This window comes from Micromonospora sp. NPDC049201 (assembly GCF_055586805.1).
The window spans coordinates 391,587-404,302 of the sequence record NZ_JBVJHM010000002.1 but is presented as its reverse complement, the minus strand read 5'-3'; the positions used below and the strand labels follow the sequence as shown (position 1 = coordinate 404,302).

16 protein-coding genes are annotated in these 12,716 nt (G+C 73.4%); 10 read left to right on the top strand and 6 right to left on the bottom strand.

What is annotated here, in order from left to right; all coding sequences use genetic code 11:
* Positions 1-52: 52 nt before the first annotated feature.
* Positions 53-883, bottom strand: coding sequence for a polysaccharide deacetylase family protein (locus ACZ6O5_RS05695; protein ID WP_465974639.1), 831 nt, complete (start codon positions 881-883; stop codon positions 53-55).
* A 140-nt stretch (positions 884-1,023) separates the two neighbouring features.
* Positions 1,024-1,743 carry a winged helix-turn-helix transcriptional regulator gene (locus ACZ6O5_RS05690; RefSeq protein WP_465974637.1) on the bottom strand — a complete coding sequence of 240 codons (720 nt, stop codon included), beginning with the start codon at positions 1,741-1,743 and terminating at the stop codon, positions 1,024-1,026.
* 247 nt (positions 1,744-1,990) lie between these two features.
* Here ACZ6O5_RS05690 and ACZ6O5_RS05685 point away from each other — a divergent pair, with 247 nt between their 5' ends.
* The 6 genes from ACZ6O5_RS05685 to ACZ6O5_RS05660 all read left to right on the top strand — a co-directional run bounded on the left by ACZ6O5_RS05685 (position 1,991) and on the right by ACZ6O5_RS05660 (position 6,504).
* On the top strand, positions 1,991-3,043 hold the full coding sequence (locus ACZ6O5_RS05685; protein ID WP_465974635.1) for a hypothetical protein: 1,053 nt from the start codon (positions 1,991-1,993) through the stop codon (positions 3,041-3,043).
* 82 nt (positions 3,044-3,125) lie between these two features.
* The gene (locus tag ACZ6O5_RS05680) at positions 3,126-3,908 is read left to right on the top strand and encodes an LmeA family phospholipid-binding protein (RefSeq protein WP_465974633.1); all 783 of its coding nucleotides are present in this window, start codon (positions 3,126-3,128) and stop codon (positions 3,906-3,908) included.
* A 60-nt stretch (positions 3,909-3,968) separates the two neighbouring features.
* Positions 3,969-4,046 carry an Ms5788A family Cys-rich leader peptide gene (locus ACZ6O5_RS05675; RefSeq protein ID WP_310503780.1) on the top strand — a complete coding sequence of 26 codons (78 nt, stop codon included), beginning with the start codon at positions 3,969-3,971 and terminating at the stop codon, positions 4,044-4,046.
* A 194-nt stretch (positions 4,047-4,240) separates the two neighbouring features.
* Complete coding sequence (locus ACZ6O5_RS05670) at positions 4,241-5,089, top strand: sulfurtransferase (protein WP_465974631.1); 849 nt, start codon at positions 4,241-4,243, stop codon at positions 5,087-5,089.
* 1 nt (position 5,090) lies between these two features.
* The gene (locus tag ACZ6O5_RS05665) at positions 5,091-5,423 is read left to right on the top strand and encodes a DUF1416 domain-containing protein (RefSeq protein ID WP_396773721.1); all 333 of its coding nucleotides are present in this window, start codon (positions 5,091-5,093) and stop codon (positions 5,421-5,423) included.
* Between the two features lie 217 nt (positions 5,424-5,640).
* A complete protein-coding gene (locus ACZ6O5_RS05660) occupies positions 5,641-6,504 on the top strand; it encodes a hypothetical protein (RefSeq protein ID WP_465974628.1) in 864 nt (287 codons plus the stop codon).
* A gap of 9 nt (positions 6,505-6,513) precedes the next feature.
* Here the strand turns inward: ACZ6O5_RS05660 and ACZ6O5_RS05655 are convergent, their stop codons facing one another.
* The 3 genes from ACZ6O5_RS05655 to ACZ6O5_RS05645 form a co-directional block, all read right to left on the bottom strand.
* Positions 6,514-8,568: an amylo-alpha-1,6-glucosidase gene (locus ACZ6O5_RS05655; protein WP_465974627.1), complete on the bottom strand. Its 2,055-nt coding sequence runs from the start codon at positions 8,566-8,568 to the stop codon at positions 6,514-6,516.
* Positions 8,565-8,951: an SCP2 sterol-binding domain-containing protein gene (locus ACZ6O5_RS05650; RefSeq protein ID WP_465974625.1), complete on the bottom strand. Its 387-nt coding sequence runs from the start codon at positions 8,949-8,951 to the stop codon at positions 8,565-8,567. Before ACZ6O5_RS05650 ends, ACZ6O5_RS05655 begins: the two co-directional genes overlap by 4 nt.
* Positions 8,952-9,028: 77 nt before the next feature.
* Positions 9,029-9,403 (bottom strand): DsrE family protein, encoded by a 375-nt coding sequence (locus ACZ6O5_RS05645; protein ID WP_465974623.1) that lies wholly within the window; start codon positions 9,401-9,403, stop codon positions 9,029-9,031.
* Between the two features lie 12 nt (positions 9,404-9,415).
* On the opposite strand from ACZ6O5_RS05645, the gene mtfM reads away from it, so the two are divergent.
* Both mtfM and ACZ6O5_RS05635 read left to right on the top strand, forming a co-directional pair.
* Positions 9,416-9,520, top strand: coding sequence for a small membrane protein MtfM (mtfM, locus tag ACZ6O5_RS05640; RefSeq protein WP_013475110.1), 105 nt, complete (start codon positions 9,416-9,418; stop codon positions 9,518-9,520).
* Positions 9,514-10,104, top strand: a complete 591-nt coding sequence (locus tag ACZ6O5_RS05635; protein ID WP_465974621.1) for a heme-binding beta-barrel domain-containing protein — start codon at positions 9,514-9,516, stop codon at positions 10,102-10,104. The genes mtfM and ACZ6O5_RS05635 overlap by 7 nt, the downstream gene beginning before the upstream one ends.
* Before the next feature lie 70 nt (positions 10,105-10,174).
* On the opposite strand, the gene ACZ6O5_RS05630 is transcribed toward ACZ6O5_RS05635, so the two are convergent.
* Positions 10,175-11,020, bottom strand: coding sequence for an aminotransferase class IV (locus ACZ6O5_RS05630; RefSeq protein WP_465974619.1), 846 nt, complete (start codon positions 11,018-11,020; stop codon positions 10,175-10,177).
* A 137-nt stretch (positions 11,021-11,157) separates the two neighbouring features.
* Between ACZ6O5_RS05630 and ACZ6O5_RS05625 the strand changes: the two genes are divergently transcribed.
* Complete coding sequence (locus ACZ6O5_RS05625; RefSeq protein WP_357300105.1) at positions 11,158-11,589, top strand: Fur family transcriptional regulator; 432 nt, start codon at positions 11,158-11,160, stop codon at positions 11,587-11,589.
* A complete protein-coding gene (gene ygfZ / locus ACZ6O5_RS05620) occupies positions 11,586-12,695 on the top strand; it encodes a CAF17-like 4Fe-4S cluster assembly/insertion protein YgfZ (protein WP_465974617.1) in 1,110 nt (369 codons plus the stop codon). Before ACZ6O5_RS05625 ends, ygfZ begins: the two co-directional genes overlap by 4 nt.
* Positions 12,696-12,716: the final 21 nt, after the last annotated feature.

The following is a 12,716-nucleotide window of genomic DNA, read 5'->3' as shown; positions in this document are numbered from 1 at the left end:
GGCCGGCGGGCGGTCGTTCCCGGTGAGCGGCGACGGCGTGCGGTGGCACTCGTCACGGGGCGCGGGTGGGCAGCGGTTCCAGCTCGTACCGCGCGAGCAGTTCGGGCAGGAGCTGCTGCAACGCCGCGACCGTGCCGGAGCGGTCCCCGCCCGCGTCGTGCATGAGCACGATCGCGCCGGGCGCGATCTGCGCGCGGATCCGCGCGGCCACGGTGGCCGCCCCCGGCGCCCGCCAGTCCGACGGGTCGACGCTCCAGTGCAGCGGCGTGAGGCCCAGTTCCGCGCAGGCCGACGCCACCGGGCCGGTCCAGGCGCCGCCCGGCTGGCGGTAGTACGCGATCCGGGCGCCCGGCGCGGCGGCCAGGATCGCGTCGTTGGTGCGGATCAGGTCCGCCCGGATCGTCTCCGGGGTGCGCCGGCCCAGGTTGACGTCGTGCTTCCAGGAGTGGTTGCACAGCGTGTGCCCCTCGGCCGCGATGGAGCGGACCAGGTCGGGGTAGCTCTCCGCGTTCTCGCCGACGACGCAGAACGTGGCCTTGACGCCGTACTGGCTCAGCAGGGCGAGCACCTGTGGCGTCCACCGGGGGTCGGGGCCGTCGTCGAAGGTCAACGCGACCCGGGACGAGCCGGTGGTGACGTGTGCGCCGTACGGGCCGTCGCCGTCGCCGGTAACGGTTGGCGCGCTCGCGGTGACGGCCGGGCTCGGCCGGCCGGTGTCCGGCGGCTGGTCGGCGTAGTGCGGGGCGTTGGCGGCGGTGGGCACGCCGGTGGCGCTCGGATGCGCCTGCGGCACCAGGCTGCGGCCCAGCGCGTACGCCGAGGCCAGCAGCCCGATGAGCACCGCCGTCACCACCGCCACCGCTTTGAGCGTCGAGCCGGGCATCAGTGGTACCGGCCGTTCGCCGCCCCCGTGGTCACCGCGCGCACCGTGGCCCCCCTCAACCTGACCAATCCGGCAGTCAGGATATGAGCGGCTCAGTGCTCAAATGGGGCATACGGGGAAAATATCCCCCTGGGGGGTGGTCAGACCGGCAGCGGGACCGGCTCCGACTCCGGCAGCGAGCGCGACGGCGGCACGACGAACTTGTAGCCGACCTGGCGAACCGTGCCGATCATCGACTCGTACTCCGAGCCGAGCTTCGCGCGCAGCCGCCGGACGTGCACGTCGACCGTGCGGGTGCCGCCGAAGTAGTCGTAGCCCCAGACCTCACGCAGCAACTGGTCCCGGGTGAACACCCGCCCCGGGTGCTGGGCGAGGAACTTCAACAGCTCGAACTCCTTGTAGGTCAGGTCGAGCGGCCGGCCCTTCAGCTTGGCGGCGTACGTGTCCGGGTCGATGTTCAGCTCGCCGGCCCGGATCGAGCCGCCGGCGCCCGCGACGGCGTTGTTCAGCCGGCCGACCGCGAGCCGCAGCCGCGCCTCCACCTCGGCCGGGCCGGCCCCGGCGAGGATCACGTCGTCCACGCCCCAGTCGGCGTTCAGCGCGATCAGGCCGGCCTCGGTGACCACCGCGACAAGCGGCACCCCGAGCCCGGTGGCGTGCAGCATGCGGCAGGTGGCCCGCGCCTCGCTCAGTTCGGAGCGGGCGTCCACCAGGACGGCGTCCGGCGTCGGGCCGGAGACCAGCGTGCGGACGTCACGGGGTGCGGTGCGCACCGAATGCGGCAGCAGGTCGAGTGCCGGCAACACCGCCGACGGCTCGCCCGCCCGTGCGGTCACGAGCAGCAGGAGCTCCACGATCACCTCCGTCCCGGCGGCCCTTCGGCCGCGCGCGACCAGCGGCACGCCCGGGTGGGGGGCGGCGCTGTGAACTTGCGTGGGTCCCGGCGTCGCTGACGGGCAGGGTAACGGGTTGAGCGTAACCGATGGTCCGGCCGTCACCTTCGCGCCTTTTCCCGTTTGCCCCTTCTGCCCTCGATCGCGGCGCAGGTTTTAACGTTGCCGAAACCGTGACCTCCGCCGGGCCGCCCGGGTCTGGCACGATCGGGGCGTGTTTCCCTCCACCTCGCGCGACGCCGGTCGTGAACCGTGGGCCGACGACGACCCGTCCTCCGGGCCGTCCGGCCCGGCCCGTGGCTACCCGCCCGCCCCGCGCGCCGGGACGGGTGCGGAGGAGGCGGAGCCGCGGGAGCGTAAGGGCCCACGTCGGCTCCGCAAGGGCGGCCCGAGCCGACGCCCCGACGACGCCCCCGACGAGGTGCCCGAGGACGAGGTGCCGCCGGTGGAGTTCCGCCGGCCGCTGGCGCTCACCGTGGCCGGCTTCGCCGCGCTGCTCGGCGTCGGGCTCGTGCTCGGCGCGCAGACCGCCGGTCCGGGGCACCGGCTGCCGTTCGCGGCCATCATCTTCGGCGTCCAACTGCTCTACGTGCTCGCCTGGACGATGGCCATGCGACCGCCCGCGCTGCTGCTCGTCGCGCTGGTCAGCGCCGGCACCGCGGGGATCGCCGACGTCGCCGCCGTACGGGCCGACGTCGCCGGCCTGGCCCCCCTCGGGTACGCCGCGGTCGCCGGCCTCGTGCTCGGCGTGCTGGGCCAGCTCGTCCGCCGGGTGGACCGGGTCCGGGTGACCGACTCGCTGGGCGGCACCCTGCTCATCGTGGTCGGGGTGGTCGCCTTCGCCTCGCTCATCGTGCTCAGCCGGATCCCCAAGGGCACCCAGGCGATCACGGTCTGCCTCACCGCCGCCGGGGTGGCCCTGCTGGTGGCCCGGCTGACCGACGCGGTGGCCCCGTGGCCCCGGCTCGCCCCCCAGGTGCCGCGCGGCGCGACCGGCGTGGTGGCGGGCGCCATGCTCGGCACGCTGACCAGTGCCGTGCTCGGCAGTTACCTGGTCGGCTTCACCCCGACCAGCGCCGCGCTGGTCGGGGTGGTCACCGCCGCCACCGCCGTGCTGGCCGACCTCGCCGTCGGGTACGCCGAGGCGGGCCGGCTGATGGCGGGGGAGCCGCCGACCATGTGGGTGGCCCGGCACATGCAGGGGCCGCTGGGCGGCTTCGCGCTGGCCGCACCGGCCGCGTACGCCATGTGCGTGCTCTTCCTCTGATCGCCCGGTTGCGGGAAGCTCGCCCCGGGTAAGTACGGTTGCGCCGCGAGGCGCGGTGACGGCGGCGAGGACTGGAGGCGGCGTGGCAGAGGCGTACCCGGCGGAGGGCCGGCCCCGTCGCCGGGGTCGGAAGGTGCTGATCGGTTTCCTCGTGCTGCTGTTGGTGCTCGCCGGGTTGCTGGTCGTCGCCGACCGGGTGGCCGCCGGGGTGGCCGAGCGGGCGATCGCCGACCAGGTGCGGCAGGAGGTCGCCAAGCAGGACGCCCAGTCCGCCCCGCCCAAGGTCGAGGTGGGCGGCTTCCCGTTCCTCAACCAGGTGCTCGCCGGCAGGTACGAGCGCATCTCCATCCAGTTGACCGACGTGAAGGGCAGCGTGCAGGGCGACACGGTCGACGTGCCGCGGCTGGACGTGGACGCCCGCGACGTGACCGCGTCGCTGGACACGATCCGCTCCGGCCGGGGCGACGTGGTGGCCGAGCGCGTCGACGGGCGGGGCACCGTCACCTACGACAGCCTGGCCAAGCTGCTGAAGCGGCCCGGCCTGACGCTCGGCGAGCGGGACGGCAAGCTGGCGGTCACCGCCCCGGTGGACATCCTCGGCGTCAAGCTGACCGTCAACGGCACCGCCGCGGTGACGGTGGCCGACGGCAAGGTGGCACTGCGCTTCAGCGACCTCACCGCCGACGGCCTGCCGAACGTGGCGCTGGCGCGGACGCTGCTGGCCAACTACGCCCGGAGCATCTCGATCGACGTGCCGCTGCCGGAGTTGCCGTTCCAGCTCAACGTCCGCAAGGTGGAGCCGAGGCCGGAGGGTCTGGTGGTCACCGCGGACGCCGCGAACGTGCCGATCAACTCCGCCCGCTGACGTCTCGCATGCTGGTCGGCCCGGTGGCACACGCCGGGTCGGCTGGTAGTGTGCCTTCCCATGGGGACCCACCTCACCAAACGGCGCGCGGTCGACCTGTGCCGCGTGGCCACCTGCCTGTGTCGCCCCGTCATCTGACGGCGGGGCTGTCTCCGGCCGCCTAGCGGCCACCGGCACCAAGGGTTTCCTCTCACCCCCCGAACGCCCGGCAGCGGCGCCGTCGCACGTACCCGTGATCCGTTCCTAGCTCAGGGTCCCGCGCGTGGTGCGACTACCACCGGCTTCGATCTCCGCGCGCAGGCTCACCACCCATCCTCACAGGGAGTGATCTGATGAGTCGCGACACCGCACTCGTCTCGGCCGAGTGGGCCGAGAAGAATCTCGACGTCCCGGGCGTCGTCTTCGTCGAGGTCGACGAGGACACCTCGGCCTACGACACCGGCCACATCGCCGGCGCCATCAAGCTCGACTGGAGGACCGACCTCCAGGACCAGGTCCGCCGCGACTTCGTCAACCAGGAGCAGTTCGCGAAGCTGCTCTCCGAGCGGGGCATCGCCAACGACGACACCGTCATCCTCTACGGCGGCAACAACAACTGGTTCGCCGCGTACGCGTACTGGTACTTCAAGCTCTACGGCCACCGCGACGTCAAGCTGCTCGACGGCGGTCGCAAGAAGTGGGAGCTGGACGCCCGCCCGTTGGTCACCGACGCGGTGGCCCGCCGGGCCACGCAGTACGTCGCGCAGGCGCCGGACACCTCGATCCGCGCGTTCCGCGACGAGGTGGTCGACGCCATCGGCACCAAGAACCTGGTCGACGTGCGCAGCCCCGACGAGTACGCCGGGCGGCTGCTCGCCCCCGCCCACCTGCCGCAGGAGCAGGCGCAGCGCGCCGGCCACGTGCCGACCGCGATCAGCGTGCCGTGGTCCAAGGCGGCCAACGAGGACGGCACGTTCAAGTCCGACGACGAGCTGCGCAAGATCTACGCCGACGCCGGGCTGGACGACGGCCGGGAGACCATCGCCTACTGCCGGATCGGCGAGCGCTCCTCGCACACCTGGTTCGTGCTCCAGGAGCTGCTCGGGCACCGGAACGTGAAGAACTACGACGGATCATGGACCGAGTACGGCTCGCTGGTCGGCGTGCCGGTGGCGCTCGGCGACGAGCCCGGGGAGGCCTGACATGACTGCTCCGACCGCTCCCACCGCTGCCGGCTGTGCCGCGCCGGACCAGGCCGCCCCGCTCCCGGCCAGCCTCGACCTGGAGAAGGAAACCGTCATCACCGGTCAGGTGCTGGCCGAGTCCGGCGAGGCGGTGCCGGGCGCGTACGTCCGGCTGCTCGACTCGACAGGCGAGTTCACCGCCGAGGTGGTGACGTCCCCGGCCGGTCAGTTCCGGTTCTTCGCCGCGCCGGGCTCGTGGACGCTGCGGGCGCTCTCCCGGCACGGCAACGGCGACACGGCCGTGACGGCGGCCCGCGGCATCAACGAGGTCACCGTCACCGTGAAGGCGTAAGGAGGGGCCCCCTGTTAACGCCTCCGGTATAGGCGGGGGCCCCGCTTGACACCTCCGCACCACGCGCATCGGCTCGGGCCGGTCGCCCCGCCCCGGGGTGACCGGCCCGAGCCGTGCCGGGCCGAAAGTGCCTCGGTGGGGCCGTTTCGTTCCAAGATCCGAACGTCGGGTGACCGGTCACGGTCGGCGGGTCGTCGGGGCGTGACACCATGGCCCGGTGAGCGGTGCTGTCCAGCCGGGGTACGCCCCGCCGTCCCGACCCGACCAGCATGCGCCCGACCGGCCGTCCGGCCGGCGTCGGCAGCGCTGGCTGCTGGTCGCCACCGTGGTCTGGGCCGTGCTGCTCGCGGGGCTGACCTGGTGGTCGGTGCGCACCGATCCGCCCACAGTCAAGGAGCAGCGTTCGCTGAGTCAGGCCGGCCCGGTGGTGGACCGGGCGATCGGGGAGATGACCGCCGCGATCGGGTCGTCCGGAGTGCCGGCGCTCCTGCCGGACCGGCTGGAGCGGGGCTGCCGGGTGACGCCGATCGACGCCGGCGCGTCGCTGGAACGCGGCATCGAGGTGGCGACCGCCGACGGTGACGTCCGCGACCTGCTGCGCGGGGTGGCCGACCGACTGCCGCCGGAGTGGCGGGCCGGCGTCTCGACGTTCGACGGCGAGCCGTTGCTGCGTGCCGACGCCGGCGACTTCGTGGCGGTCGAGGGCCGCTCCGGCGGGCCCGGTCGGGTGTTGCTGACCGCCGACACCGGCTGCCGTCCGGTCGGCGACGGCTACCGGTCGCCGGCCGTCGACGCCGCCGCCGAGTCGGCCGTGCTGGCCCGCGCGCTGGGCCGCTGGGGCGGCCCGACCGGAGCGGTCCAGGTGCTGGCCGCGCCGTGCCCGGGTGGTGGGACGGCCCGGACCGCCCGGGGCGAGGCCGCCGTGGCGGCCGACCAGCCGCTGGCCGCCGCGTTCGGGGCCGGCGCCGCGCCGGTGGTGGACTCCGCCGACCGGTACGCCCGCCCGGGTGACCCGGCGGTGCTGGCCGAACGGGTCGACGGGCGGGTCCGGGTGGCGGTCACCAACCCCTGCCGAGCCTGACCCGACCGGTCAGCGCCCCCGGTTCTCGTCGTCCGGGGTGCGACTGCGGCCCAGCGCGTCCACCAGGCCCCACCGGCCCGGGATGTCGAGCAGTTCCACCCGGCCCATCCCCGGCGGCACGGCCGGGTCGATGATCAGGTGTTCGTCCTGCGGCTCCAGCCCGAGCATGACGCGCAGCAGCAGCAGCGGCGTGCCGGCGGACCAGGCCTGCGGGCTGCACGCGGTCGGGTACTCCACCGGATAGTCGGTGAGGCCGCGCTCGTAGCCGGCGAACGCCTCGGGCAGTCGCCCGTCGAAATACTGGGACGCGTCCAGCATCGCCTCGCAGATCCGGCCGGCCTCCTCGCGGAAGCCGTACTTCCACAGGCCCCACGCGATGATCGAGTTGTCGAACGGCCACACCGTGCCGACGTGGTAGCCGATCGGGTTGTACCGGCCCTGGTCGTCGGCGAGCGTGCGCACGCCCCAGCCGGAGAAGAGGCGCGGGCCGAGCAGGTGGGCGGCGACCGCCGGTGCCCGGGCCTCGTCGACGATGCCGCTCCACAGCAGGTGGCCGATGTTCGAGGCGAGCGCGTCCACCCGTCGTCCCTGGGGGTCGAGCGCCAGCGCGTAGTACTCCCGCTCGGGGATCCAGAAGTCGCGGTTGAACCGTTTCTTCAGCGCCGCCGCCTCGCGTTCCAGGCGGTCCGCGTACGCCGGGTCGCCCCACAACTCGCGGGCCATCCGGGCGCCGCGCAGCTTGGCGTCGTACGCGTATCCCTGTAGTTCGCAGGTGGCGAGCGGGAACTCCGGCAGCCGGCCGTCGGAGTAGGAGATGCCGTCCGGGGAGTCCTTCCAGCACTGGTTCGGCAGCCCGCTCTCCGGGTTGCGGGACATGTACCAGACGTAACCGGTGCCGAGCAGGTCTCCGTACGTGTCGAGCCACTCCAGCGCCGCCCGCGTCTCGTACTCCAGTTGTTGCGCCAGCTTTCCGTCGCCGGTCCACCGCTCGTACTCGTCGACCAGGATCACGAAGAGCGCGGTGGTGTCGGCCGCGCCGTAGTACGGCGAGTGCGGCTGCTCCTCGAAGCCGGCGGTCTCGCCGTAGCGCAGCTCGTGCAGGATCTTGCCGGGCTCCTCGTCGCGGAAGTCGTCGATCCGGCCGCCCTGGAGCCCGGCCAGCATGAGGATGGTCGGCTGGATCAGTTCGGGGAGGAACGGCAGGATCTGGAGCGAGGTGAAGATGCTGTCCCGGCCGAACAGCGTCATGAACCAGGGCAGGCCGGCGGCGACCAGCCGGACGCCGAGCGTGATCGACTCGTACCGGAGCGCGGCCAGGTCGGTGAGGCTGCGCCGGTACGCGCCCGCCAGCGGCTCGCAGTCGCAGCTCAGCGTCGGCGCCTGCTTGATCAGCTCGTGGTGCTCCGCCTCGATGGCCGCCACCGAGCGGTGGCCGCCCAGCGGCAGCGTGGCCCGGATGTCCTCGCCCCGGGCCCCGTAGATCATGGTGGCGACGTGCAGGCGGGTGGTCCACTCTCCGTGTGGCCCGATGCGGATGCGGAACGTCATCCCGCCCCGGTCCACCTCGGCCGGGGCGGTGCTGCTGATCATCGCCTCCCGGTGGAACCCCTGCCGCCGGTAGGTGAGCCGCAGCCCGTTCTCCTCCACGGTCGGCGTGGTGCTGCCCTTCTTCTCCCGTTGGTGCTTGATCTCGAACAGGTCGGCGAAGTCGGAGGCGATGTCGAGCCGGAGGCGGAACTCCCGCTCCTGCCCGGAGTGGTTGAGCAGGGTCAGTTCCTCGTCGAAGCTGCCGCCGATCGAGCGGCTGCGGATCACCGAGACGTCGGCGTCCAGGTAGTGCGTCGGCTCGCCGGGAACCATGAAGAACCGCGTCTTGTACGACAGCGCGTCATCGATGGAGAGCGCGTGCAGCAGTTGGCCGTCCAGGGACAGGATCCAGGTGGAGAGAAACCGGGTGTCGAAGGAGAACAACCCGGTGGGAAAGTCGTACGACGGCTCGATGTTGCCGCGCCGGTCGCTGACCAGGAACGTGTTGCCGTCGAGGATGCTGATCCGTTCCTTCACGCCGACCGCCGGGCGTGTTCGCGGGCGGTCTCCCTCGGGTCCCGTACGCCGGGTGGGTCGGGCAGGAAGCGGCGGAGCGCCAGGAACAGCACGACGTGACCGCCGAACGTGGCCTCGTTGCGCAGCACCACGGCCAGCCCTGCCTCCCGGCCGGTGACCAGCCGCTCGAAGAGTGGGGTGCCGACGGTCAGCACGGCGTCGGGTGGACGGGGTTCCTCCTGCCGGGTCACCCGGGCCGACCCGGGCGCCAGCATCACGTACCAGTGCTCGGTGCGGTTGCCGTCGGCCAGGTCGATCCGGAGCGTGCCGCCGATCGGGCCGCGCAGCACGGCGGGGGCGCGCGCCGGCAACGACGCGAAGAACCGTTCGATCGCCTCACTCACATCCGAATGGTAGGCGGGGTCCCGGCATATCGGGTCAGGATCGGCGCACCGGTCAGAATGGACAACCCACGCGTGGGTCAGTAGACCAGCGCCTGCGCGCCCTCGGCCATGGCCTCCTCGACGAAGACCGCCGCTCCCGCGATGCGTACGCCCGGGATCACGTCGTCCGGGCCGATGTCCCGCCGGGCCGCGCACTGGGTGCAGGCGGTCACCCGGCCGGTGGCCAGCACCACGTGCAGCAGCTCGCCCAGCGGCGCCGAGTGCGGCAGCTCGAACGACTCCGCCCGCCCGGGCAGCGCGAACCAGGTCGACTCGCCGGTCAGCCAGAGCGACACGTCGACCCCGGCCGCGGCCGCGGTGGCGGCGACGGTGAACGCCTGGGCGCACCGCTCCGGGGCGTCCGCGCCGGCGGTGGCCTTGACGACGAGAGTGCGCGTCATGCCGCCCAGCATAGGATGGCCCGGATGGTTACCGAGATCGGGTTCGTCAGCCTGCTGGTCGCCGGTCTGGGCGCGCTCGCCGGCGGTCTGGTCTACGTCGCAGTCCGGATAGCAAGAGGTAGATGGTGAGTGAGAATCCGCTCCAGCCGCCGTGGCTGAACGCGCCGCCGGTCGAGGAGTACCCGTACGAGGAGAGCCACGACCTGCGCGTCGGTCCCAAGCTGCACCCGAGCCTGGATGGGCTGCTGCCGTACATCGGGGTGTGGCGCGGCCGGGGCCGGGGCGGGTTCCCGACGATCGAGGACTTCGACTACGGGCAGGAGATCCGGATCAGCCACGACGGCCGGCCGTTCCTGTTCTACGAGTCCCGGGCGTGGATCCTGGACGAGGAGAGCCGCCCGGTCCGCCCGGCCGGTCGCGAGGTGGGCTGGTGGCGTCCGGTGCTGGACGGCGAGCGGGTCACCGACGAGATCGAGGCGCTGATGAGCGTGCCGACCGGTGTGATGGAGCTGCACATCGGCAAGCGCAAGGGCACCCAGATCGAGTTCGCGAGCGACGCGGTGGTCCGCACGGCCACCGCGAAGGAGGTCACCGCCGGTGCCCGCCTGTTCGGCATCGTGGAGGGCGCCCTGCTCTACGCGCAGGAGATGGCCGCCATGGGCCACCCCCTGACCCCCCACCTCTCCGCCCGCCTGACCCGAGTAGCCGGCTGACCCCTTTCCCGGCGCCCTGATCAAGAGGTTTGCGTCAACAAGGAGATCAACTCCGACGCGAACTCCTTGATCAACCCCGGGAGGGCGGGTGGGGGAAGCCCAGGAGGGATTGCAGGCGGGGGGTCAGGGGGGAGCGGGGGCGGGGGGTTCCGTTCAGGGATGTGACCTCGGTGGGGCCGCGGAGGGAGCTGGTCAGCCAGATCGCCTCGGCGTTGTGCAGGTCGGCGACGGTGGGTAGGTGCTCGGCCGCGGTCAGGCCCAGCTCGGTGGCCCTTGCCAGCAGGTGGTGGGCGGTCACGCCGGGCAGCACGCCGGTCGCCGCCGCCGGCACGGTCAGCAGCGTGCCGGCGGTCAGCCACACCACGTTCGCGGTGGGCGCCTCCAGCACGTAGCCGTCCGTCGAGACCCAGAGCACGTCGTCCACGCCGGCGCGTCGCGCCCACCGCCGGGCCGCGGTGCTCGTCGCGTACGAGATGGACTTCACACCGGCCGGCAGCCAGCCCAGCTCGGGGCGGGACCGGGCGGCCACGCCGAGCGGCAGGGTGGCCACCGTCACCCCGTCCCGCCGGGCCCGCCGAACCGCCGCCGGCACCTCGCCGAGCGTGGCGTACACCGTGGGCGGGCCGTCGTCCTCCGGCCCGCGCGTGCAGACCAGCCGCAACGCGCCCTCGGTCTCCGCCGGCCAGCCGGCCCGCACCGCGTCCAGCAGCTCCACCAGCGCCTCGACCGGCGGCAGCGGCAGGTCGATCGCCGCCGCGCCGGCCCGCAGCCGGGCCAGGTGGGCGTCGCGCAGCCAGGGCCGGCCGGCGCGCAGGTGCAGCGTCTCGAACAGGCCGTCGCCGTGCAGGACGCCCCGGTCGTCGCCGCGCAGCACCGCCTCGCCGGCCGGGACCAGCCCTCGGCCGGGCACCGCCACCCGGGTCGCGCCTCGCTCCGCACCCGGGCGGCGATCAGGCCGGCCATGCTGCCGCCGAGCACCCTCCACCGGCGCAGCGTAGCGGCGTACCCCGGCGGCGACCGGGACCGGCGCGGCGGCCGAACTATGATCGGAGGGTGTCGGAATCCTCCCTCGCGGAACTGCTCCGCTCGCGCGGGCTGCGGCTCACGGCGCAGCGGCAGCTGGTCCTCCGGGCCGTCCTGGATCTGGGGCACGCCACCCCGGAGCAGGTGCACACGGCGGTCCGCGAGGTGGCGGCCGGGGTCAACATCACCACCATCTACCGCACGCTGGAGTTGCTGGAACGGCTCGGTCTGGTGACCCACACCCACCTGTCGCACGGCTCGCCGACGTACCACGCGGCCGGCGAGCACCAGCACGTGCACCTGGTGTGCCGGGAGTGCGGGGCGATCGACGAGATCTCCCCGGAGATGCTCGGGCCGCTCGCCGACCAGCTCGCCGGGCAGCGCGGATTTCAGGTCGACATCGGGCACGTGGCCCTCTTCGGGGTCTGCGGCCGGTGCGCACAGGACGGGGAACGCAAATGATCGACATCGCGGGCGCGGTGGCCGCCGCCGCCATCGACGAGGAGACCCGGGACCAGCCCGAGCCGGCCCACCGGGCGGCCGGCGTCGCGCCGGTGGCCGCGCACTACGGCGACCCGATGCGCGAACAGCGCGTCCTCGCCACCGGCGTCGGTCTGGTCGACCGCTCGCACCGGGGCGTCGTCGCGGTGCCCGGCGAGGAGCGGATCGGCTGGCTGCACACGCTGACCAGCCAGCACCTGGCCGCGCTGGCGCCCGGGCAGGGCACCGAGCTGCTGGTGCTCTCTCCGAACGGGCACGTCGAGCAGCACGCGCTGGTCGCCGAGGACGGCGAGACCACCTGGCTGGACACCGAGCCGGGGATGACCGGCGGCCTTTTGGCGTACCTGGCGAAGATGCGCTTCTTCAGCAAGGTCGACCCGCGCGACGCGACCGCCGACCACGCGGTGCTCTCGCTGGTCGGGCCGGAGGCGGTCGACGCGCTCGGCACGCTCGGCGTCACCGGCCTGGCCGCACCCGACCTGGTCGGGGTGCCGGGTCCGAAGTTCCGTTCCGGTGAGCTGCCCGCGCGGCCCTCCGTGGTGTACGACGTCAAGCCGCTGCCGTCCGGCGGCTGGGCCCGGCGGGTGGCGCTCGGCGTCGACCTGCTGGTGCCCCGTCCGGCGATGGCCGAGGTGGTGACCGCGCTGCGCGGCGCGGGCGTGCCGGTGGCCGGGCTGTGGGCGTACGAGGCGATCCGGGTGGCCGCCCGGCGGGTCCGGGTCGGGGTGGACACCGACCACCGCACCATCCCCGCCGAGGTGGACCTGATCGCTCCGGCCGTGCACCTGGACAAGGGCTGTTACCGGGGGCAGGAGACGGTGGCCCGGGTGCACAACCTGGGCAAGCCGCCGCGCCGGCTCGCGCTGCTGCACCTGGACGGCGTGACCACCGACCAGCCGCCGTCCGCCGGCACGCCGGTCACGCTTGACGGTCGCACGGTCGGCTTCGTCGGCACCGCCGTGCACCACTACGAGCTGGGGCAGATCGCGCTCGCCGTGCTCAAGCGCAACACCCCCGACGACGCCCGCCTGATGGTGGGCGACACCGCCGCCGCCATCGACGTGTAAGGAAGGGCCCCTTATTAACGC

What these genes read in the sequence shown, in the direction of transcription:
- mtfM (WP_013475110.1), top strand. Translation starts at nt 9,416, where the DNA reads ATGGTTACCGAGATCGGGTTCGTCAGCCTGCTGGTCGCCGGTCTGGGC.
- ACZ6O5_RS05645 (WP_465974623.1), bottom strand. Translation starts at nt 9,403, where the DNA reads ATGCTGGGCGGCATGACGCGCACTCTCGTCGTCAAGGCCACCGCCGGC.
- ACZ6O5_RS05635 (WP_465974621.1), top strand. Translation starts at nt 9,514, where the DNA reads ATGGTGAGTGAGAATCCGCTCCAGCCGCCGTGGCTGAACGCGCCGCCG.
- ACZ6O5_RS05675 (WP_310503780.1), top strand. Translation starts at nt 3,969, where the DNA reads ATGGGGACCCACCTCACCAAACGGCGCGCGGTCGACCTGTGCCGCGTG.
- ACZ6O5_RS05695 (WP_465974639.1), bottom strand. Translation starts at nt 883, where the DNA reads ATGCCCGGCTCGACGCTCAAAGCGGTGGCGGTGGTGACGGCGGTGCTC.
- ACZ6O5_RS05665 (WP_396773721.1), top strand. Translation starts at nt 5,091, where the DNA reads ATGACTGCTCCGACCGCTCCCACCGCTGCCGGCTGTGCCGCGCCGGAC.
- ygfZ (WP_465974617.1), top strand. Translation starts at nt 11,586, where the DNA reads ATGATCGACATCGCGGGCGCGGTGGCCGCCGCCGCCATCGACGAGGAG.
- ACZ6O5_RS05670 (WP_465974631.1), top strand. Translation starts at nt 4,241, where the DNA reads ATGAGTCGCGACACCGCACTCGTCTCGGCCGAGTGGGCCGAGAAGAAT.